Here is a 22,287-nt window from a genome sequence, read left to right as displayed (position 1 = left end):
ATGACCAGTTATGAGAGCTATAAAGATCTGATCCGCCGGCACTTTCCGTTTGACCTGCTGACAGATGATCAATTCAAGCGGTTAATTGACGAGTCGAAACGGCAATCCTTCTCCGAAAATGAATTTGTTTTTCATGAAGAAGATGAAGAGATAGAAGTTCATTTCCTGTTAAAAGGGCTGGCAAAAAATGTCCTTCACAGAGAAAACGGACAGCAGTTCTCTGTGCGTTTTTACTACCCCGGCGATTTAATCGGTTTAATGATCCTGCTTGCAGGGGGACAGTTGAATTTTTCAGTCCAGGCGCTGGAAAATTGCGAAACCGTCCAGTTTAAAAAAAGCATCCTTTTAAAAATTATGACTGAAAACGAAGCTTTTTCAAACGTTATTTTAAGCGGGATCGGCAACAGAATGAAATCCCTCTATGATGAAATTAAAAAAGAACGGCATGTGACGGATGCTGAGAATATCGGGCTCTTCCGGACAAGGGTACACTCGATCATGGAGCGCGCCAAGGCCATTCATCAGAAGCGCACTCTAAAAGAGGCAGCAAAGCTTATGACAGAAGAGCGTTTGGCCGGTCTCGTCGTCCTGGATGATAAGAAAGAATTAAAGGGGGTTATTACCCAGCAGCATGTGATCCGGGGGTTTCTCCATGGCCAAAGCAGTGAGACCGTCACTGAATGGATGGAAGACAAGCCCCATACGATACAGGAAGGCGCCTTCAGTTACGAAGTGCTTACCTTTTTTAAAGATGACTATATTGATCTGGTGCCTGTGATGAACGGCGAACGTGTCGTAGGTATTCTGATGGCTGAATCATTTCTTCAGTTACAGGATTCCAAATATTTGAATTTATCCTACCGTCTTCAGCATGCTGAAAAAGTAAAGGAACTGGCTCACCTTTCCCCGAAAAATAATGATGATTTCCTGTCGTTCACTGAAGCTTTATTAAATGAGCGGACGCATCCATCAGAAGTATGTGAGTTTATTTCGAATTACAATGACCAGATTCACAGGAAAGTCATTCAATTCGCTTTGCGGGACATGCTTAAGGAAGGGTACGGAAAACCCCCGGTTAATTATTGCTTTGTCGTCATGGGGAGTCAGGGAAGAAAAGAACAGGCGTTCAGTACGGACCAGGATAATGCCCTCATTCTGGATAACTATCAGCACCTTTCCTATAAAAGAGAGGTAGAAGAGTTCTTCCACCGTTTTGCAGCCAAAGTAAACGAGGCTCTCGCAAAATGCGGGTTTCCTGAATGTTCAGGAGGAATTATGGCCAAAGAGAGGAAATGGTGCAGAGAGATCAATGAATGGAAAAGCGAAGTAGTGAACTGGGTAAAAAAAGCAGACAGCCAGGAAATTCGCGATTTCACTATATTTATTGATTACAGACCAATCTACGGAGACTTCTCGTTAGCTGAGAAGCTGAGAGACGATATTATTGAGCCGGTTAAAAAAGGCAAAATTCTGCATGCGATGCTTATGAAAGATACGATCCGGTTTCGGGTCCCTATTAACGCGCTCGGAAGGATTTCAGTTAAAGGGAAGAAGAAGACGATTGATCTGAAGAAATCAGCGTTAATGCAAATCGTTAATGGGGTTCGTATCTTTGCTATCCGTTATGGAATTACTGAAGTGAGCACCGCTGCCAGGCTGGACAGGCTGGAGGAACTGGAAATATTCCATCCAAGAGATGTTAAGAATGCGAAGCTTGCGATGGATTATCTTCATTATTTCAGAATAATGGAAAATATATCCCAGTTGCGGAAAAATGACCCTCTCTCTAATATGATCTCGCCTTTAAAGCTGGATAAAGATGAAAAAAAGCAATTAAAAGATGCTCTGTTTATCGCTAAACGCCTTCAGCAAATGAGTGAATTAAGCTTTGCAAAGAATCGGGGAATTTAATATGGAAGCTTCAGTTCTGCAAATTTTTAAATATTTGCTTTTAGATTGGCACCGGTTTAACCACCATAAAAATTTATGGATTTTGCGTAATAGAAAGCAATTTTCCCAGGTGGCCGACAAAATGCTCAGAGCTGGTAAACAGACAGACCTGGAGAACGTCCCTTTTCATGATCTGTCTTTTACTGTTTTTGATCTGGAGACGACGGGTTTTTTTCCAAAGATCGGCGATGAAGTTATTTCAATCGGTGCAGTAAAAATAAATCTTAACCACATCAGCTTTCCTGAACAATTTTATGAAGTCGTCCGCCCTGTGAAAATGCCATCTAAGCAAATAAGGGAGCTGACCGGTCTGAGTGCAGCACAAATAAAATCTGGAAAACCGTTTCCTTCTGCTATGCTTAACTTTCTCGACTTCTCCCGCCACACGATCCTGGTGGCCCATCCTGCCAGTTTCGATGTTCACTTTCTGTATGAATTGGCAAAGAGGTGGGGACTGCCTCCTTACCTGCCAAGGGCGGTAGATTCATATGAACTGGCGAATTATATATTCCCAAAGGAAAAAAATTCGCTAGATCAGCTGATCTTTAAACTTGAAGTGGAAAATAAATTAAGACACCACGCCTTAAATGATGCGTTTATGACTGCTGAAATATTTTCCAAACTAATGGATGAATTGAAAAACAGGGGAATACATACATTAAAGGAATATAAAGAGGCGGGGGCGCATAAGAAATAAAGTCCAGCTTATTGCAACTGCCGGCTTCTTTAACAGGAAATATTCCCCCGGTGCCGGAAATTTAATACTCTATTTCCCGGGTAAGCGCAGAAAAACAGCTTTTTCGACCATCTTGGCCGCTGTTTCTTTAGAATTAGGAAAATAAGCGAACTTATTTGTTACATTATGACGAAATAAGAGAAACTTATTGATATTTTAGACAATATTCTTTATATTATTTTTTGGAGAACATTATATTTTTAACCAAGAATTGTTTGAACAGGGGAGAGAAAGTCATGGCTAAGTTGTTTGTATGTTTATTTTTTTTAGTGATCGGCAGCACTTTTATGCTTCTTCAGTAAAAAAATAGGTTAATCCACTAGTACATGTTGAAGGGCGCAGACATACGTTGATATTGAACCTAAAATTAAAGGAGGATATCAAATGTTTGGACGTAGACATTGTACTAAACCTCAAGTGTTAGGCACACAAGTTTGTCCGACTAAACAGCGAGTTCGCAATTTCCAGTGTGATTATATTGTCCCTGTCGTGCACCCTTCACACACGACTAATGTAGTAAATCACCGTTATAATTTCCAGCACAGTTATCCGCACACTGAATCAAGAGTTGACAGAATCCAGAACTTCCATACAATGGCAGGCCCTGGACCCGGCCAGGTAGCAGGTGCTGCTACAGGCCCGTTTGGACCAGGTATGGGACCAGGTATGGTAGCTGGAGCTCAAATGGGACCTTGGGGTCACCAAAAGAAATGCGGATGGTAAGGGACGTAAAGAATAAGCGGATCGGCCTCCGGCTGATTCGCTTTCTTTTTTAGAAGGACATAAGCCGCAGAAAGGATTGGTTAACCATGTATGACGTATTGGCCGTTACAGGATATAAGCCCCATGAAATAGGAATTTTTAATGAAAAGCACGACCAGCTGCCGTATTTAAAAAAAGCGCTGGCTAAAAAAATAGCCGGTTTAAAAGAAGAATATGATATTAAATGGGTCATTACGAGCGGACAACCGGGCGTCGAACTGTGGGCGGCAGAAGCTGTCATTGACATGAAAAGCATGTACCCGGATCTCAGGCTTGCTACGCTGGCTCCCTTCCATGAGCAGGAAGATCGTTTTCCTGAAGCAGTTAAAGCATTATATGACACTGTCTGGGAAAAGAGTGATTACAGAGATTATATTACGAAAAGGCCGTATGACAGCCCGGCTCAATTAAGGCTTAAAAATGACTTTATTGTCCAGAAAAGCCATGCCTCTCTTGTTTTATACGACGAGGAAACAGAAGGAACCCCTAAATTTTTTCTGTCTTACGCGTTAAAAAAGCAGCAGCAGGAAGATTACCCGATCATTTATTTAACTCCCGACGATATAGAAGAAATGATCAGGGAAGAGCTGGATGACAGAAGCTGGAATTGACAAGAACGCTTTATTCTGAAAAAATAAAGGGTAAATGATGGTACATATGAGGTGAACAACTGTGGATAATAAACAAGTTTCCAAGCTGACTAAAAATGAAATTTATGAAAAAGATTTTAAAACAAGCATGCGAGGATACAACCAGGATGAAGTCGACCAGTTTCTTGATGATATAATAAAAGATTACGAGGCTTTTGAAACCAGGATTCAGGAGCTGCAGCAGGAGAATGAGCGCTTGAAAAAAGAGACCGTGACTCTCAGCGAACAAACGAAAAAGCAGCCGCCGGCCCAGCCAGCCGCCGGCAACACCAATTATGATATTTTAAGAAGACTGTCCAACCTGGAGAAACATGTTTTTGGCAGTAAACTTTACGATTAAGGCGGCGAAAGGAGTTCATACGGTTGATCGAAGTTTATATTGATGGAGCCAGCGCCGGTGATCCGGGCCCTTCTGGAGCAGGAGTATTTATAAAAGGGAATGGCTATCTTATCCGTCAATCGTTTCCTCTTCCTGAAATGTCTAATCATGAAGCTGAATTTCATGCGTGCCTGAAAGCTTTAACTATTTGTAAAGATCACGGGTTTAAAATTATTTCCATACGGTCTGATTCACAAACAGTGGTTGAAGCGGTAGAAAAAGAATACGTAAAGAATATGTCTTTCAGACCTTTATTGGACAGCATCCTTCACGAGATGGCCCACTCGTTTGATTATGCCTTTATTAAGTGGATTCCAGGCAAATTAAACAAGGAGGCTGACCTGCTGGCTAAAAAAGGTGTACAGAAAGCGATGGAAAATAACAACAGTTGATTAATAAGCTTTACTGTGGTAACATATAAAATGTTGTTCTAAACGACATCCATTTGTGTTTGGGTAATCGCTGCACTGTTTCAGTGTAGAGGAAAGTCCATGCTCGCACAATCTGAGATGATTGTAGTGTTCGTGCCTGACGAAGTCATAAGTCAGGGTAGTCTGGTTGCAGGCTAACGGCAGGAGACTTACCTACGTTTAGTTTCTAAATATGGTAAGTGTGCCTTGAAAGTGCCACAGTGACGTAGTCTGTCTGGAAACGGACAGAGTGGAACGAGGTAAACCCCGCGAGCGAGAAACCCAAAATTTGGTAGGGGCACCCCTGAAAAGGAAATGAACGGATCAGGGGACAGATATGATTCTGTAGACAGATGATTACCACTTTTGTACGAGGGATGACGCCCGTTTGAAGTACGAAGGAACAGAACATGGCTTACTAAACACAAATGGCGTCTTCATACTGTTAAATTAACTCCACGATGCATCTTCATCGTGGAGTTTTTACTTTTTAAAAGAGCATCCTGTATACTAAGTGCGGATACAGTAAAACAAACACCGAGAAAAAGAAGGGAAGGATTTGACCTTGAATACCGTTACATTAATTGCCACCGCTGCCATGGGACTTGAAGCGATTGTGGCTAAAGAAGTTCGAGAATTAGGATATGAAAATGTCACTGTAGAAAATGGAAAAGTTATCTTCAAAGCTCATCCAAAAGCGGTTGCCCGGACAAATTTATGGCTCCGTACTGCAGACAGAGTAAAAATACTGGTGGGGGAATTTAAAGCAGAGAGCTTTGAGGAGCTGTTTGAAAACACTAAAGCTCTCCCATGGGCCGATTATCTGTCTGCAGACGCGGAATTCCCTGTCATTGGCAGATCAGTAAAATCAAAGCTTTTCAGTGTGCCTGACTGTCAGGCAATCGTAAAAAAAGCGGTTGTTGAAAGCCTGAAGCAAAGCTACAATATCCAGTGGTTTGAAGAAAAAGGCGCACTGAACCGGATTGAAATTTCACTTCATAAAGATACCGCCAGCTTAACAATCGACACAAGCGGCACCGGTCTCCATAAACGAGGCTACAGATACTTACACAACGAAGCACCATTGAAGGAAACGCTTGCCGCAGCTATGATCCAGTTAACTAACTGGCATGCAGACAAGCCGTTTTACGATCCATTCTGCGGCTCAGGGACGCTTCCAATTGAAGCGGCCATGATCGGACAGAATATTGCGCCGGGTGTTAACCGGTCGTTTTCTTTTGAAAACTGGCACTGGTATGACCAGAAATGGATGGATGATGCTCTTGAGGAAGCAGAGAACCTGGCTAAATACGATCAGCCGTTAAACATTCTCGGAGCAGATATCGACCATAAAATGATTGACCTGGCTAAAAACAATGCGATGGAGGCCGGCTTTCCTGATCAGATCACCTTTAAGCAAATGCAAGTTAAAGACTTTCATACAAAAGATGAATTTGGTGTCGTTGTCGGCAACCCTCCTTACGGTGAACGGATGAAAGAAAAGCCGTATGTCGAAAACCTTTACCGGGAATTAGGACGGGCACTGAGGCCGCATGACACCTGGTCTGTTTATATCATTACTTCTCACCCTTATTTCGAGAAGCTTTACGGAGCTAAAGCTACAAAAAAACGGAAACTGTATAACGGAAATATAAAAACGGACTTTTACCAGTTCTGGGGAAAACGCCCAGGTTCAAAATAACCTCGGTTACCACCTTTTCTCTCTTTTGGGCATATATTCAGCAGGGAGGCATATACTATAGAAAACTGCTGAAAAGGGAAAGGGTGAGGAGTATGACTGAGGAATACAGTAATATAGAGCAAGTTGAACTTGCTATCCAGGCGGCAGAGCGAATGGTAGGACAAGCCACGATGAGCATGGACCAGCAACAGCTGGAAAATGCCACACGCGCGTTGGCCGAGGCAAGGAGACAGCTGGAGCAGGCGAAGCTGATGAATTTAAATGACCATTTGCTGCAATACTCTTCTTCACGCATTAACCGGTTATCCCATCAGGTGGAAGAAGAACGGGATTAATAACAGATTGACAGGTAACTACTATCAGTTTGTTGCAAATTTAAGAAACTTGGTCTCATCCCCTTGTACTTGAAAAATAATACAACGTATAATGGTAGTAATAAGGGGATGGTCGAATGAATAAATTCATGACAGATAAATTAGGAAGACCATTAAGAGATCTGCGCATTTCCGTGACAGATCGCTGTAATTTCCGCTGCCGCTATTGTATGCCGCCGGAAATCTTCGATAAAAACTTTAAATTCCTTCCAAAAAAAGAGATCCTGACGTTCGAAGAAATAACCAGGGTTTCAAATATACTTGCTGAAAGAGCAGGAATCAAAAAACTCCGCATCACCGGCGGTGAGCCGATGATGCGCCATAACGTGTCGAGTCTGATCAGCATGCTGAACAACATCGACAATATTAATGACATCGCGATGACGACAAACGGGGCTCTTCTCCCCGGGCATACGGAAGAGTTAAAGCAGGCTGGCCTGAACCGGGTGACGATCAGCCTGGATTCACTCAATGATGAAAAATTCCGTTATATTAACGGGCGCGACATCAGTGTCTCAAAAGTGCTTGACGGCATAGAAGCGGCCGAGGACGCTGGCCTTCAGGTGAAAATTAATATGGTTGTCAAGCGGGGGATGAATGAAGAAGACATTCTTCCTATGGCGCGCCACTTTAAGGATTCCAATATCATTTTACGTTTCATTGAGTATATGGATGTTGGAAACGCCAATGGGTGGAAACTTGACCATGTTGTCAGCAAGAAAGAAATCTTCAGTATTATTAATAAAGAACTTCCTATTGAACCGGCTGACCCTAATTATACCGGAGAAGTCGCAGACCGGTTCGTATTTAAAGATAATGGCAATGAGATCGGCATTATCTCTTCTGTGACAGACGCTTTCTGTTCTACCTGTTCAAGGGCCCGGCTGTCTGCGGATGGCAAGCTGGTCACCTGCCTGTTTGCATCAGGAGGCCATGATCTGCGAGATATTCTCCGATCAGGTGCTGACGATGACGAAGTCGCTGAACACATCCGGTTGATCTGGGAAAAAAGAGACGACCAATATTCCGCAGAAAGACTCAAGCATACAGACAAAAAACAAATCAGAAAAATTGAGATGTCGCACATTGGCGGCTAGTCTAAACCGGGGTAATATCTTTTACCCCGGTTTATTTTGGGTTTATGACATCATCAATGCGCTCATTCATAAATGTCACTTCTCCAAAGTCGTGATGATAGTCAATGGTCATTCCGTCAAAATACCATTGGTCGTCTTCTGTTATGCAAAATAGCAAGCCGCCTTTTTCTAACGTAACATAAGCTTTTTCCGGGATACCTCTGTTAATACCTGCCGAAAAACCGCCTGATCCGACGCCTCCGACTCTGACATATAACGTTAACGAGTCCCCTTTTTTTAATTCCATTTCTTTTTTATAAAAATCAAGAGCCTCATCGGTAATCGTAAAATTCATACACACTTCTGTCCTTTCATATACAAGACTTTCAGTCCATTATAACAAACACGCCGATTATTGTGCGGGGATGAACAAAGATGAATTTTTCACTGGAAAAAGGTATGATAAAGGAGGGTGAAATCAGGAAGTGTTAACCACCCTTTACATAAAACGGGTACCGGAAGGAGAAGGACTTGTATGCAGACAGAATCACCTGCTATTGAAAAAGAATTCATGGAGTACGTTAAGAAAATCGGCCATTATAATGAAGCAGTAGGACTTATCGCGTGGGATTTACGAACAGGAGCACCGAGAAAAGGCGCCGCACAACGTTCGGAAGTATTAGGTTCCCTGTCGTCAGAAATATTCGCTATGTCCACTTCAAAGGACATGAAAAATTACTTAACTGATCTGCGCCAGGAGAGTAATTGGGAGCAATTGGACGAGGTAACGAAGAAAACGGCAGAAGAATGCGAAAAACAGTTAAAGAAATTTGAAAATATCCCTCCTGAAGAATTTAAAGACTATGTGGTCCTTACTTCAAATGCAGAGGTGGCCTGGGAAACTGCCAAAGAGAAAGCAGATTTCGACTCATTTAAGCCTTATTTAGAGAAAATTGTGGCTTATAACCGGAAATACACCGAATGGAAAGGCTATGAAGGCAATAAGTATAACGCACTGCTGGATGATTATGAGCCGGGTTTGACTGTTGATGTCATCGACGAAGTGTTCGGGAAATTAAAAGAGGCGCTCGTCCCTCTCGTAAAAGAAATAACGAATGCTAAGGATCAGCCTGAAACAGATTTTCTGTTTAAGCCATTTCCTGCAGAAAAACAGGAAGCTTTAAGCCGTGAGATACTGGAAAATATGAGTTATGACTTTGAGGCAGGCAGGCTTGATACGACGGTTCATCCGTTTGCTATTGGACTGAACCCCGGCGATGTCAGAGTGACAACGAAGTATGATGAGAATGACTTCAGAACTGCCGTATTCGGAACGATTCATGAAGGCGGGCACGCCCTGTACGAACAAAATGTAGATAAAAAGTATACCGGTACGCCTCTCTGTACAGGAACTTCCATGGGTATTCATGAATCCCAGTCTCTGTTCTGGGAAAATTTTGTCGGCCGGCATTATGCTTTCTGGGAGAAATATTACGACCTTTTGAAAAAATATGCCGAAGGGCAGTTTGATTCCGTCGGCCTGGAAGATTTTTACCGGGGCATTAATGTAGCCGGTCCATCTCTCATTAGAATAGAAGCAGATGAGATGACATATTCCCTCCATATTATCGTTCGTTACGAACTGGAAAAAGCGTTAATAAATGAAGAACTGGAAGTAGCAGACCTTCCTGAGGCGTGGAATAATAAAATGGAAGAACTTCTCGGGATCCGGCCGGAACATGACGGGGAAGGTGTGCTTCAGGATGTCCACTGGCCGAGCGGAGCTTTTGGCTATTTCCCTTCCTACGCCTTAGGTTACGTCTATGCTGCCCAGCTAAAGAAGGCCATGTTAAAAGACTTGCCTGATTTCGATAATTTGCTGAAAAAAGGAGATTTGGCTCCTGTAAAAGATTGGCTTACTGCTCATGTTCACCAGTTTGGCAAAAGCAAAAAGCCGCTCGATATATTGAAAGATGCCACAGGTGAAGAGATCAATCCGGATCATCTCATTGATTACTTGAGCACTAAATATCGACAAGTTTATGGACTGTCATTATAATAAAAATAAAGAAGCCGCTAAAGTGGCTTCTTTTCTCTTTTTTTAGCAGACGAGTTTAAAGCCTTACGAAAAAGTGAAATAGTAAGTAGGATTGTATGGCTTTTTTACCCACTTGCCCTGATCGTTCTATTAAAAACAGCAACAGAAGGAGTTGTCATTATGCATGATTGAATTTGATAACGTATCAAAAGTATTTAACGGTGGGACTAAAGCAGTAAACGACGTAAGCTTTAAAGTGAAAGAAGGAGAAATATTTGTACTCATCGGGCCGAGCGGCTGCGGAAAAACGACGACATTGAAAATGATTAACCGGCTGATTGATTCATCAGAGGGAACCATTCGCGTCCATAATAAAAATATACAGGACATGAATATTAAAAAGCTCCGTTGGAACATCGGCTATGTTCTCCAGCAAATTGCACTCTTTCCGCACATGACGATTAAAGAAAATATAGCCGTCGTCCCTGAACTTATTAAATGGCCACAGGAGAAGATCGACAAGAGGGTAGATGAACTGCTGGAGATGGTCGGTCTCGATCCGGGTACATACAGAGACCGAAAACCGGACGAACTTTCCGGAGGCCAGCAGCAGCGTATAGGAGTGGTTCGTGCTTTAGCGGGTGATCCGGATATTATCCTGATGGATGAGCCTTTTAGTGCGCTCGATCCGATCAGCAGAGAACAATTACAGGAAGATATAAAAAAACTGCAGGAAGAAATTAAAAAGACAGTCGTTTTCGTCACTCATGATATTGAGGAAGCTTTAAAGCTCGGACATCATATCTGTCTAATGAAAGACGGAAAAGTTGTTCAAATCGGCTCACCGGCGGAACTGCTTGAAAATCCGGCGGATGAGTTCGTAAAAGAGTTCCTGGGTGACAGAAAAGATCCGTGGGCAGAAAAAGTGTCCTCTTTACTTCCGGAAGAAGCACCGGCAGAAAACAACGATATACGCAGACCAAAAGTCTCTTATGAAGCTACTGTAAGAGAAGCCCTCGAGCAATTAAAGCATTCGTCTGAAAACTCGGTGGCAGTTTACGAAGGCGAAACCTATAAAGGGGATGTGGGCTACAAAGAGATCACTCTCTATATGGAGCGGAAACAGTCCACCTTGAAAGGGGGCTCCTCTTTATGATTGTGTCAGGCATTCAGCCCTTTTTTCAGCTTTTAGAGCAAAGACAGGACTTACTGATCACGGCTCTCTGGGAGCACGTCCAAATGTCACTTATCTCGCTGCTTTTTGCTGTGTTTATTGCTGTGCCATTAGGTATTCTGCTGGCCCATTACCGTAAGGGTGCGGAACCGGTCATCGGCACGACAGCCGTCTTGCAGACCATACCGAGTCTGGCTCTTCTCGGTTTCCTTATTCCTTTTCTCGGCATCGGCACCACGCCGGCAATTGTTGCTCTAACAGCTTACGCACTTATGCCTATTTTGAGAAACACTTATACAGGCCTAAAAGCAGTGGATCCCGCCTTAATGGAAGCTTCCAGGGGAATGGGCATGGGAACGCTGCAGCAATTGCATAAAATTCAGCTGCCTTTAGCCATGCCGACGATTATGGCAGGAATACGGACAGGGATGGTGCTTATTGTCGGTACAGCCACACTCGCAGCATTAATCGGAGCGGGCGGGCTCGGAGATTTAATTATGCTTGGCATTAACAGAAGCAATAATTATTATATACTGCTTGGAGCCATACCGGCTGCCGCTCTGGCTCTTCTCTTTGATGCGGTCCTCAGGGTAACGGAGAAAAAATCGCAAGGATCCACGCTTATGCCTGTCTTTGTGGTCATAGGGGCAACCTTGCTGCTTGTTGTTGTTCCTCCGGTTTTAAACGCGGTAGGTTCAGGAGATGACGAGGCTGAAGAGATTGTGATTGCCGGGAAATTAGGCGCCGAACCGGAAATTATTATTAACATGTACAAACTGCTGATTGAGCAGGATACGGATTTACAGGTCACTCTCGAACCTGGAATAGGAACGACCGATGTGGCTTTTCAGGCTGTGAGATCCGGAGATATCGACGGGTACTTTGAATTCACGGGTACAGCGATAGCCGACCTTCTAGGAGAGACAGTCGAAAGCAATGACGAAAGAGCAGCATTTGAACAGGCAAGAGACGGCATGTATGAGGAATTTAACCTCGTCTTCCTCGAGCCTTTAGGCTATCAGAACACGTATGCCATTGCTGTCACAGAAGATATGGCAGAGGAGTTGAATCTGGAGACAATATCTGACCTTCAGGAATATGAGAATGATTTGACCGCCGCCTTCACTGTGGAGTTTACAGATCGGGCAGACGGGTATCCTGGTATACAGGAAACTTATGGAATAGACTTTGCTGAAGTTCAGACTATGGATCCCGGCTTAAGACTTGGGGCCTTAGTGTCCGGTGATGCTGAAGTCATCGACGCCTACTCCACTGATGCTTATATGCGTGAGTACAACTTAGTCGCTCTCGAAGATGATGAAAATTTGTTCCCTCCATTTAACGGAGCTCCATTATTCAGGGAAGAAGTCATTGCTGACTACCCTGAGCTTGAAGAGATCCTGAATCAGCTGGCTGGTAAAATTACTGAAGAAGAAATGCAGGATATGAATTACCAGGTAGATGAAGAAGACGCCAATGCGTCAGATGTGGCAAGAGAGTATTTAACTGACGAAGGCCTTCTTACTGAATAAAACAACAGGATTGGAAAGGGTCTTTGCCTTTTCCTTTTCTGTTTTTTCAAATAATATTAAGGTATAATGGGAATTGATATATTTTCCAAGGAGGCGGTGGAGGGGATGTTTAAACGAATATTACTAGCAGGGGACGGCTCTGCCCATTCGTTGCGGGCTTGCGAAAAGGCGGTTTATTTAGCTAAACAGACTGAAGGGAGTTCAATTACGCTGATTCATGTGGTAGATGACATTCCATCCCGCTCAGACGTGATGGATGAGGAAATGAAGCTGAGGGACATTCCCGACCATCGTAAACAGCGTGTTTTTCCCCTTCAGGAGATGATTCATAAAGAGACGGTTCCTCTGACTGGTAAACACACGTTTGGGGACCCGGGCCCTACTATTGTAAGAGAAGCGAACGATGGAAATTATGATGTCGTCGTTATCGGAAGCAGGGGCCTCAATCAGTTTCAGCAAATGGTTTTAGGAAGCGTCAGCCATAAAGTAGCAAAGCGGGCGTCTTGTCCAGTTCTGCTTGTCAAATAATCAGACAGGAGTGATCGTATGCAAAACCCATCACAGGAAGAAATCAGAAAGATTTTAGAAGATGCGAAACGAATTGCTATTGTCGGACTGTCCGATAATCCAGCCCGGACATCCAATCAGATTGGCGAAGCACTTATGAAGGCTGGCTACGAGATTATTCCCGTTAATCCGACGGTGGATGAAGTGTTCGGCATTAAAGCTGTCTCATGCGTCACAGAAATTGAAGGAGATATTGACATCATTAATGTGTTCAGACGAAGTGAATTTCTCCCTGAAATAGCTGAAAAAGCAGTTCAGACAGATGCCAAAGTCTTCTGGGCCCAATTGGGACTGACGAATGAGAAGGCCTATGACATTTTAAGAGAAGCGGATAAAACGGTTATTATGGACCGGTGTATTAAAGTGGATCATGCCGTTTTAGTTAAATAATACACACCTGGCAGCTGAAACAGCTGCCTTTTTTTATTCCGGCAAAAATAAAAGATTTTTATTCTGGAGGTAAATTTGACAAATTCCTTAAAAAACATATATTTTAGTTAAGTGAAGGTCCAATACCTTCCAATGTCCCTGGTATGACTGGGATGAGAGATCATCACGGCGCTGTTCTTCCGTGATGATCTTCCTCTAAACAGTGATAAAGCTACACTATTCGCCAGACGCAGCCAAAGGTAAAACCACGCCTTATTAAAGGTTAGTTATCGAAACCTCGCCACAGTTGTGGTATCTTAGATAGTAGTCTGAGAACGGATCGTTACAGAAAGGGGAAAGAAGCATTGTCACCAAAACAAACATTTGATTATAACGATGATGCCATTCAGGTGCTCGAAGGCTTGGATGCTGTCCGAAAGCGCCCGGGAATGTATATAGGCAGTACCGATTACAGAGGCCTCCACCATTTGGTGTTTGAAATTGTAGATAATTCTGTAGATGAAATTCTTGCAGGGTACGGGAATACAATCACAGTCAAAATACATAAAGACGACAGTATCAGTGTAAAAGATGAAGGCAGAGGATACCCGACCGGCATGCACCAGACAGGAAAACCAACACCGGAAGTTATTCTCACGGTGTTACACGCGGGAGGGAAATTCGGCCAGGGCGGTTATAAAACGAGCGGCGGACTTCACGGAGTCGGAGCTTCAGTTGTGAACGCTCTTTCAGAATGGCTTGAAGTGACTATCCATAGAGACGGTTCTATTTACCGGCAGCGTTTTGAAAAAGGCGGCAGACCGGTTACAACACTTGAAGCGATCGGTAAAACGCGTAAAACAGGCACTACCGTCCATTTTAAACCTGACCCGACTATTTTCAGTACCACATCATATCACTATGATACGCTTGCAGAACGTCTTCGGGAAGCTGCTTTTCTTTTAAAAGGCGTCAAAATTGAGCTGATTGACGAACGGCCTGACCAGGAAGCCGATAAAGAAATTTTTCAATATGACACCGGACTTGAAGCCTTTGTTTCCTATTTGAATGAAGATAAAGAAAAACTTCACCCTGTGGTGTCTTTCCAGGGCGAACAAGCGGAAATAGAAGTTGATTTTGCTTTTCAGTACAATGACGGATTTACAGAGAACATGCTCTCATTTGTTAACAATGTGCGCACTAAAGATGGCGGCACGCATGAGCTAGGTGCAAAAGCAGCTATTACACGAGTTGTAAATGAGCATGCGAGGAAACTGCAGCTTCTTAAAGAGCGGGCTAAAAACCTTGACGGAAATGATATTCGTGAAGGCTTTACAGCGATTATTTCAGTCAGGGTACCGGAAGAAAAGCTTCAGTTTGAAGGACAGACAAAAGGAAAACTCGGGACGGCGGAAGCACGTTCTGCTGTTGACAGTGTGATTTCAGAAAAGCTGGCTTTCTTTTTAGAAGAAAATCCTGAAATCAGCAATAATTTGATCAGAAAAGCTATTAAAGCATCCCAGGCGCGGGAAGCAGCCCGTAAAGCAAGGGAAGAAGCAAGAAGCGGGAAGAAAAATAAACGGAAAGACGCTATGCTCAGCGGTAAACTTACGCCCGCCCAGTCAAAAAATCCCCAGAGAAACGAGTTATATTTAGTCGAAGGGGATTCCGCAGGAGGCTCAGCAAAACAGGGAAGAGACCGGAAGTTCCAGGCAGTTCTTCCTCTGCGCGGGAAAGTCATCAATACTGAAAAAGCGAAACTTGCTGATATTATGAAAAATGAAGAAATTCGGACAATTATTTATGCGATTGGCGGCGATGTAGGTCCTGATTTCGATATCTCTAATATTAATTATGACAAAATTGTTATTATGACAGACGCCGACACAGACGGCGCTCATATTCAGGTTCTTTTACTAACGTTCTTCTACCGTTATATGAGACCATTAATTGAAGCAGGCCGCGTCTATATCGCTCTGCCTCCTTTATATAAAGTCAGTAAAGGATCCGGCAAAAAAGAAAAAGTTGAATACGCCTGGGACGAAGGTGGTTTAAAAGAAGCCATTCAGAAAGTCGGTAAAGGGTATATTCTCCAGCGCTATAAGGGGTTAGGGGAAATGGATGCCACCCAGCTTTGGGAAACGACTATGGACCCGGAAACAAGAACTCTCGTAAGGGTCACAATTGATGATATTGCAAGGGCCGAGCGTCACGTCTCTACCTTGATGGGAGACAAAGTAGAACCGCGAAGAAAATGGATTGAACGTAATGTCGCCTTCGGACTAGATGAAGAAACAAATATACTTGAAAACGACAATTTATTAGTAGCAGAGGAGGAGTAATCCTTGGAAGAGAAAGAGAGATACCTGGACCTTCCTCTCGAAGATGTTCTTGGGGACAGGTTTGGAAGATACAGTAAATATATAATACAGGACCGGGCACTCCCTGATGCAAGAGACGGTTTAAAACCCGTCCAGCGGCGGATTCTTTACGCGATGCACATGGACAGGAATACAGCAGATAAGCCGTTCAGGAAGTCTGCAAAGACGGTCGGGAATGTTATCGGTAATTACCACCCACACGGAGATTCGTCTGTTTACGAGGCAATGATCAGGCAGAGCCAGGATTGGAAAATGAGGCACTTGCTTGTCCAGATGCACGGCAATAACGGGTCCATTGACGGGGACCCGCCGGCTGCGATGCGTTATACGGAGGCAAGACTGTCTAAAATAGCCTCTGAAATGCTCATGGATATCGAAAAAGATACCGTTGATTTTATGCCTAACTTTGATGATTCCCAAGAAGAACCGGTTGTTTTGCCAGCCAGTTACCCGAATCTGTTAGTCAACGGTTCCACTGGAATTTCCAGTGGGTACGCGACTGATATTCCGCCACATCAGCTTGGTGAAGTGATTGATGCAGCCATTCACCAAATGGAAAATCCGGATTGTACGATCGATCAGCTGATGACTTATATCCAGGGCCCTGATTTTCCGACGGGTGGTATTATTCAAGGTGTCGAAGGACTAAAAAAAGCGTACGAAACAGGTAAAGGGAAAATTATTCTCCGCGGGAAAGCTGAAGTGGAAACAGTCCGCGGCGGAAGAGAGCAGATTATTATAACTGAAATCCCTTATGAAGTGAATAAAGCTAATTTAGTCAAGAAAATGGATGAACTGCGTCTTGACCGGAAAGTCGACGGTATTGCTGAAGTACGCGATGACACAGACAGAACCGGTTTACGTATTGTCATCGAATTAAAGAAAGAAGCAAATGCAAAAGGAATTCTGCACTTTCTATACAAGAACACCGACCTGCAGATTTCATATAACTTGAACATGGTCGCTATTTTTAATAAAACGCCAAGGCTTCTGAGCTTAAAACAGATGCTGGACGCCTATATTAAGCATCAGAAAGAAGTTGTCACGAGACGAACGACGTACGACCTGAATAAAGCGAAAGACAGAGCACATATTGTGGAAGGTCTCATTAAGGCCATATCCGTTCTTGATGAGGTCATAAGTACGATCCGTGCATCAAAGGATAAGAAACATGCAAAAGAGCAGCTGCAGGAGAAATTCCAGTTCAGCGAGCCTCAGTCCGAAGCTATTGTAAATTTACAGCTTTACCGGTTAACGAATACCGACATAACCACTCTTGAAAAAGAAGCTGATGAACTGAAGAAAACAATAGAAAAATTAACGGCCATTTTATCAAGCGAAAAGAACCTAATTAAAGAGATTAAAAAAGAACTGCGGAAAATTAAAAAAACCTATGATGATCCCCGTAAGACAGTAATTGAAGAGGAAATTGAAGACTTAAAAATCAACCTTGAAGTTACGGTGCCTTCAGAAGATGTGAGAGTATCCGTAACAAAGGAAGGCTATGTTAAACGCTCAAGCCTTCGTTCTTATGCGGCATCCAACGGTGAACCACCCGGGATGAAAGAAACGGACAGGCTGCTTTATTCACTCGAATTGAATACGACTGATACACTTCTTATATTTACTAAGAAAGGTTCCTATTTGTATTTACCGGTCCATATACTGCCTGAAATCAGATGGAAAGACAGCGGCCAGCATGTAGCTAACCTTGTCACGATGGATCAGAATGATGAGATTACCCAAGTAGTCCCGGTCAGCCAATTCGATGAAGAGAAATACCTTCTTTTTGCAACTAAAAATGGGATGATTAAACGGTCGATTCTTAATGACTATAAAGCACAAAGGCATTCGAGAGCTTTAATGGCTATTAAGTTAAAGAAAGACGATGAACTCGTTTATGCAGCTTTAACAGACGGAAGCAAAGATATTTTCCTGGCAAGTCAATTAGGTTACGGTTTATGGTACAGTGAGGAAGAAGTCAGCATTACCGGGCAAAGAACAGCAGGTGTAAAGGCGATAAATTTAAAACCGGATGACCAGGTCATGAGCTGCCAGGCATTCGACCCTTCAAATGAGCCATGGATATTCCTGGTGACACAGCGTGCTGCGGTTAAAAAAATGAGCTTAAAATCATTTGAAAAAACGTCGAGAGCAAAACGCGGCGTGATTATGCTGAAAGAATTGAAAAGACAGCCGCATCGCGTGGCATATGTGCATATGACAGCCTCTTTTGATACGGTGTATGTCCAGGCAACCGACGGCTCTATAGAATCAGCAACTATTAAGGATTTAAGAACTAATGACAGGTATACAAACGGATCGTTCCTTTTTGACACCTCACTTAAAGGAGAAGTTTACGACTCCTGGATAGTAAAAGGAGATCCTCCAAAGACAGGTGATTAAGTGGAAAAAGGTCTCTCATAATAATTTTTCTGAGGGCAAAGCACAAAAGACCGCCTATACAACAATAGTTGTGAAGGCGGTCTTTTATTAGGTACTGGCAAACAGGTAATATAGGCAGTAATAATATTATGTAAACTAGTTTGCTGTAAAATCAGCAGGGGGTCAGCCCCCCAGTAATTGGAAACGCAACTGGATAGCAGAGCTTTTTTTGGGGGGGTGGTTCCAAGCTGTATAGTTTTAAGGGCGCTTCAGATTATAATTATTTAAACTTACTGATAGAAAGTCCAAAATCGCCGATTGAATTTAATTTTCGCTGATAGAAAACGATTATCGCTGATTGAAATGATTTTTCGCCGATAGAACTCACAAATTCGCTGATAGAACTGATATACAAGTGCGAATTAGTAATTAAAGACAAATAATACGAGAAAAATTAACTATATTATTTAAAATGAACTGAAACATTCATTTAAATTAGTTAAATAAGTTCAAAATGCAGATTTATAATCCAGCCAGAGCTAAAATGATTGCAGCGATCGATTAACAGGTGTTGAAACATATACAAAATTAAAAGCGTAGCAGATAATAGCCAGAAGATAAAACTGCTGACGAGTTTCATAAAATTTTTATTCTGTCTCAAAACACAAAGAATACTTACTAAATGAGACCAAAATTCTATTTCATTTATTGGTTCCTATAATTTATATTATGTAAACTAGAAATAAAAATAAAAAAGACCGGGTATTAGTCTCCGGCCCCTTTCCTTATTTAAACCTTCAATATATCTTTTCTGGAACCTCGAATCTCTTTTCATCAAATAATTTAACTTTAATCAGCAACTGAACTCTACTTTACTATTTGCTCCAGTCGTTTTCCGGCTGTATGATTTTTTACTGGCCTTACACGGAATACTCTTCAGACTGACATGCGTTTACATCCAGCAATCAACTGTAGTTATCTTTAATAGCTTTTTGCAGCAGCCCGACACACCGGTCAAGCTCAACTTTAAGTTGTTTCTTATACCGCTGGGCTTCCTCATAATCTTTAAATCGGTAATAAACTACTTCCTGAAGTTTCATTCCTTCTTTAGGCTTCTTATATCTCTCCAGGATCCCGTCATCCATTAATTCATGCAGTGATTTATAAATCTCAGAATGATTAGGTTTGTAGCCGTAAATCTTGAAATCATTTCTCAGCAAATCAAGAATCCGCAGACCATACAACCTTTCCTGTTCAGTTAATGTAATTAAATAAAGTTTCAAAAAAGCTCTCTGCCTTAACAAAAAAGTACTGACATTTTTCTTTGCCATTCCCTATACCTCCTTTATTTTCTAAAACAATGTTCCAAATTTTCAGTCACTTCCATACTTCTCCATCTATTCCTCTTTTTCCTGCAAATCCTTAACTACTTTTTCTATTTATGGTAAAAGCGGGCACCTAAACCGTCAAGAAATTGTCTTTACAAGGAGCGTGGGAAAAGTTTTTGATTTTAATGATAATTTGGAACATAGTTATATTAGAACATTTAAATTTCTTGATGGCCCTGGTTTTATCGGTATATAATAATAGCTTGAGATGTTTTAAGGGAAGCTTTTTACGTCTCCAGATCGTTTTTATGAGATTGATAATTTAAGATCCCTGGCTTCCCTATTGGTTCGAACACTTAACTGCCTTTTTAATTATGCTTAAAACGTTTCACTACTTTGATTTTATATACCCCTTTATATGGAGCGAGGATTACTGATTTTATTAGTGTGATAATTTGGAACATGATTATTTTTGAACATTAAACTTAATGATTAAAGCTTCTACGCTGCTGACATACTGGAGGTGTGCTTTTTGACTGTAGTTATGAATAAATGGCTTCTCACCCCCCTTATTTTGCTGGCTATAATTGGTCTAATATTTATTCTGTTATATTTTTTTCAAGCCAGGTTAATCTTTTTCCCGCAGTCCATTACGCAGCATGAAGCCGAACAGATTACCGGCCATTATGAACGTGCTGAGGAAATTTCTTTTCATGCTGACGAAGGTAATCAACTGCATGGGTGGCTTCTTCACCCTGAACAGGAAACTGGAAAGAACCGCCTTCTTATTTATTACGGCGGCAATGCTGAAGAACTATCTGCACAGATCCCTATGATGACAGAACACCTGGATGACTGGTCGGTGCTTCTGGTCAATTACAGAGGCTATGGGAAAAGTGAAGGGCGCCCGGAGGAAGAAAACCTTTATAACGATGCTTTATTAATTTATGATGCGATACAAGATAAATTTGACAACGGGCTGGATTCTACAGTTCTTATGGGAAGAAGCATCGGTACAGGCATCGCAACTAAAGTAGCAGCCGAGCGTCATGCAGATGGTTTAGTTCTCGTTTCACCATTTGACAGCCTTGAAGAAGTCGCCAGCAGGCATTATTCTTTTCTTCCGGTTTCATTACTGTTGCGCTTTTCCTTTGACTCTGCCTCAAGAATTAATGACATTTCGGGTCCTTTGCTTGTTATAGCCGGCGATGAGGATGAAATAGTACCTGAAAGCCATACTGAGGCTTTGTTAAAAGACTTTACAGGCTCCCTTCAATACGAGCAGTTACAAGGAAGAGGCCATAATGACCTTCATCTCGATCCGGAATTCTGGAATGCACTGCGTGAGTTCTTACACAGCAAATAGGCGGTATTTACTGAGGCCTTTTGACCTTTAAAATTTCTCGTTTTGTCTTGAAACAATGATAATTTGGAACATAGTTATTTTTGAACATTTTAAAAATATAGATCTTACTTTTTTGGGCAGGTTTGCCCTAAATCACCCATTTGCAGAAAAAATATTTAAAAGTATATAAATGTCTAATCAATTTCTCTCCTTCTTGAATACCGTAAACTAGTGGTAATTGCCACAATAATTCAGGAGGAGGGAAACTATTATGTCTTACGGATACAAAAACAGCTTTGCGTTGATTGTTGTATTGTTTATCCTTTTAGTTATTGTAGGTGCAGCTTACTGCTACTAAGACTAAAAAAAATAGCCTGAATAGTTAGCAATTTAAGATGGCGAGACAAAAGAATAGTGACCTCAATTAAATCCGGACAATATATTCCACTTTTGTCCGGATATTTTTGATATTGATTTCACACTGTACCGAAGACGAGAACCCAGCTAGGTAAAATACCTTCTGGAGCAGCCCGCCACTTGAGGATTTCACTTAATTTGTCCCCTGATTAGCCCTCCCTGCTTATGTCACCACTCATACGAACATTTGCTCCCCCGTCTTCTTTTTCTCTTTATAAGCTCTAATTAAACCTCATATTTTCACAAAAATAGATCTGGACAGCGACAGGATGAGGTTACTTTTTTCTTTTATGCTGCCCGCCCGGTATAACTGCAAATGTGAAAAGCATCTGATCAATTTTAACCTCTTTTACACGGATAAATACCCATATTATAAACTGTCTTCTTTTAATTTACCGGATAAACCGATAATTCTTCAGTTTAACTATTTAGATATGGCAATTATGCTTAAATATGACCGTCTCTCCACCAGCGTTTTTTTAATGGAAGCAACGCTAAAAGTTTAACAATCAAACTCTGCGGAAATAGACCTGAGAGTCAGTTTACAGCTTACATCTGCGAAAAAATAATTTAGATCAATTTTTGAATCATACTTAAGTCCTGCGGTGGTATGTCAATTGACAATTAATCAGGTATTAAATTATTAAGTCCCATTTTTCCTGAAAAAGGCCGTAAGAAACTAGCCTAGTAATTAAATGGAAATTACTAGGAG

Annotated in this window: 20 protein-coding genes and 1 other RNA gene; 19 read left to right on the top strand and 2 right to left on the bottom strand. The window is 42.1% G+C overall.

What is annotated here, in order from left to right; translation table 11 throughout:
• From K8O68_RS07950 to moaA, 10 genes are all read left to right on the top strand, one after another.
• The gene (locus K8O68_RS07950; RefSeq protein ID WP_230896377.1) at positions 1–1,911 is read left to right on the top strand and encodes a DUF294 nucleotidyltransferase-like domain-containing protein; all 1,911 of its coding nucleotides are present in this window, start codon (positions 1–3) and stop codon (positions 1,909–1,911) included.
• A 121-nt stretch (positions 1,912–2,032) separates the two neighbouring features.
• The gene (locus K8O68_RS07945; RefSeq protein WP_230896376.1) at positions 2,033–2,647 is read left to right on the top strand and encodes a 3'-5' exonuclease; all 615 of its coding nucleotides are present in this window, start codon (positions 2,033–2,035) and stop codon (positions 2,645–2,647) included.
• 423 nt (positions 2,648–3,070) lie between these two features.
• On the top strand, positions 3,071–3,409 hold the full coding sequence (locus K8O68_RS07940) for a CotD family spore coat protein (RefSeq protein ID WP_230896375.1): 339 nt from the start codon (positions 3,071–3,073) through the stop codon (positions 3,407–3,409).
• An 86-nt stretch (positions 3,410–3,495) separates the two neighbouring features.
• Entirely contained in the window at positions 3,496–4,059 is a 564-nt protein-coding gene (locus tag K8O68_RS07935) for an SLOG family protein (protein WP_230896374.1), read from the top strand.
• 61 nt (positions 4,060–4,120) lie between these two features.
• Positions 4,121–4,438, top strand: a complete 318-nt coding sequence (gene gpsB / locus K8O68_RS07930; RefSeq protein ID WP_093054638.1) for a cell division regulator GpsB — start codon at positions 4,121–4,123, stop codon at positions 4,436–4,438.
• Positions 4,439–4,461: 23 nt separating this feature from the next.
• Positions 4,462–4,869, top strand: coding sequence for a reverse transcriptase-like protein (locus tag K8O68_RS07925; protein ID WP_230896373.1), 408 nt, complete (start codon positions 4,462–4,464; stop codon positions 4,867–4,869).
• Positions 4,870–4,924: 55 nt separating this feature from the next.
• Positions 4,925–5,310: RNase P RNA component class B (rnpB, locus tag K8O68_RS07920), an RNA gene on the top strand.
• Positions 5,311–5,452: 142 nt separating this feature from the next.
• A complete protein-coding gene (locus K8O68_RS07915) occupies positions 5,453–6,589 on the top strand; it encodes a THUMP domain-containing class I SAM-dependent RNA methyltransferase (protein ID WP_230896372.1) in 1,137 nt (378 codons plus the stop codon).
• A gap of 92 nt (positions 6,590–6,681) precedes the next feature.
• The gene (locus K8O68_RS07910; protein ID WP_230896371.1) at positions 6,682–6,924 is read left to right on the top strand and encodes a DUF2564 family protein; all 243 of its coding nucleotides are present in this window, start codon (positions 6,682–6,684) and stop codon (positions 6,922–6,924) included.
• 116 nt (positions 6,925–7,040) lie between these two features.
• The gene (moaA, locus tag K8O68_RS07905; RefSeq protein ID WP_230896370.1) at positions 7,041–8,060 is read left to right on the top strand and encodes a GTP 3',8-cyclase MoaA; all 1,020 of its coding nucleotides are present in this window, start codon (positions 7,041–7,043) and stop codon (positions 8,058–8,060) included.
• Between the two features lie 31 nt (positions 8,061–8,091).
• Here moaA and K8O68_RS07900 read toward each other — a convergent pair whose 3' ends face one another.
• On the bottom strand, positions 8,092–8,394 hold the full coding sequence (locus K8O68_RS07900; protein ID WP_230896369.1) for an iron-sulfur cluster biosynthesis family protein: 303 nt from the start codon (positions 8,392–8,394) through the stop codon (positions 8,092–8,094).
• A 180-nt stretch (positions 8,395–8,574) separates the two neighbouring features.
• Here K8O68_RS07900 and K8O68_RS07895 point away from each other — a divergent pair, with 180 nt between their 5' ends.
• The 7 genes from K8O68_RS07895 to parC all read left to right on the top strand — a co-directional run bounded on the left by K8O68_RS07895 (position 8,575) and on the right by parC (position 18,506).
• Positions 8,575–10,098 (top strand): carboxypeptidase M32, encoded by a 1,524-nt coding sequence (locus K8O68_RS07895; RefSeq protein ID WP_230896368.1) that lies wholly within the window; start codon positions 8,575–8,577, stop codon positions 10,096–10,098.
• 163 nt (positions 10,099–10,261) lie between these two features.
• The gene (locus tag K8O68_RS07890) at positions 10,262–11,233 is read left to right on the top strand and encodes an ABC transporter ATP-binding protein (protein ID WP_230896367.1); all 972 of its coding nucleotides are present in this window, start codon (positions 10,262–10,264) and stop codon (positions 11,231–11,233) included.
• Positions 11,230–12,783 carry an ABC transporter permease/substrate-binding protein gene (locus tag K8O68_RS07885; protein ID WP_230896366.1) on the top strand — a complete coding sequence of 518 codons (1,554 nt, stop codon included), beginning with the start codon at positions 11,230–11,232 and terminating at the stop codon, positions 12,781–12,783. The genes K8O68_RS07890 and K8O68_RS07885 overlap by 4 nt, the downstream gene beginning before the upstream one ends.
• A gap of 105 nt (positions 12,784–12,888) precedes the next feature.
• A complete protein-coding gene (locus tag K8O68_RS07880; protein ID WP_230896365.1) occupies positions 12,889–13,311 on the top strand; it encodes a universal stress protein in 423 nt (140 codons plus the stop codon).
• A gap of 18 nt (positions 13,312–13,329) precedes the next feature.
• Positions 13,330–13,740, top strand: a complete 411-nt coding sequence (locus K8O68_RS07875) for a CoA-binding protein (protein ID WP_230896364.1) — start codon at positions 13,330–13,332, stop codon at positions 13,738–13,740.
• A 344-nt stretch (positions 13,741–14,084) separates the two neighbouring features.
• Positions 14,085–16,061, top strand: a complete 1,977-nt coding sequence (gene parE / locus K8O68_RS07870) for a DNA topoisomerase IV subunit B (protein WP_230896363.1) — start codon at positions 14,085–14,087, stop codon at positions 16,059–16,061.
• Between the two features lie 3 nt (positions 16,062–16,064).
• Entirely contained in the window at positions 16,065–18,506 is a 2,442-nt protein-coding gene (parC, locus tag K8O68_RS07865) for a DNA topoisomerase IV subunit A (protein WP_230896362.1), read from the top strand.
• 944 nt (positions 18,507–19,450) lie between these two features.
• On the opposite strand, the gene K8O68_RS07860 is transcribed toward parC, so the two are convergent.
• Positions 19,451–19,816: a replication termination protein gene (locus tag K8O68_RS07860; RefSeq protein WP_230896361.1), complete on the bottom strand. Its 366-nt coding sequence runs from the start codon at positions 19,814–19,816 to the stop codon at positions 19,451–19,453.
• Between the two features lie 529 nt (positions 19,817–20,345).
• On the opposite strand from K8O68_RS07860, the gene K8O68_RS07855 reads away from it, so the two are divergent.
• Positions 20,346–21,179, top strand: coding sequence for an alpha/beta hydrolase (locus K8O68_RS07855; protein ID WP_230896360.1), 834 nt, complete (start codon positions 20,346–20,348; stop codon positions 21,177–21,179).
• Between the two features lie 250 nt (positions 21,180–21,429).
• Entirely contained in the window at positions 21,430–21,516 is an 87-nt protein-coding gene (locus K8O68_RS07850; RefSeq protein WP_093054666.1) for a YjcZ family sporulation protein, read from the top strand.
• The last annotated feature ends 771 nt before the right edge of the window (positions 21,517–22,287 follow it).

This window comes from Salipaludibacillus sp. CUR1 (assembly GCF_021028955.1).
Taxonomy (GTDB): Bacteria; Bacillota; Bacilli; order Bacillales; family Salisediminibacteriaceae; genus Salipaludibacillus.
This window is presented reverse-complemented; position numbering and strand designations above follow the sequence as displayed.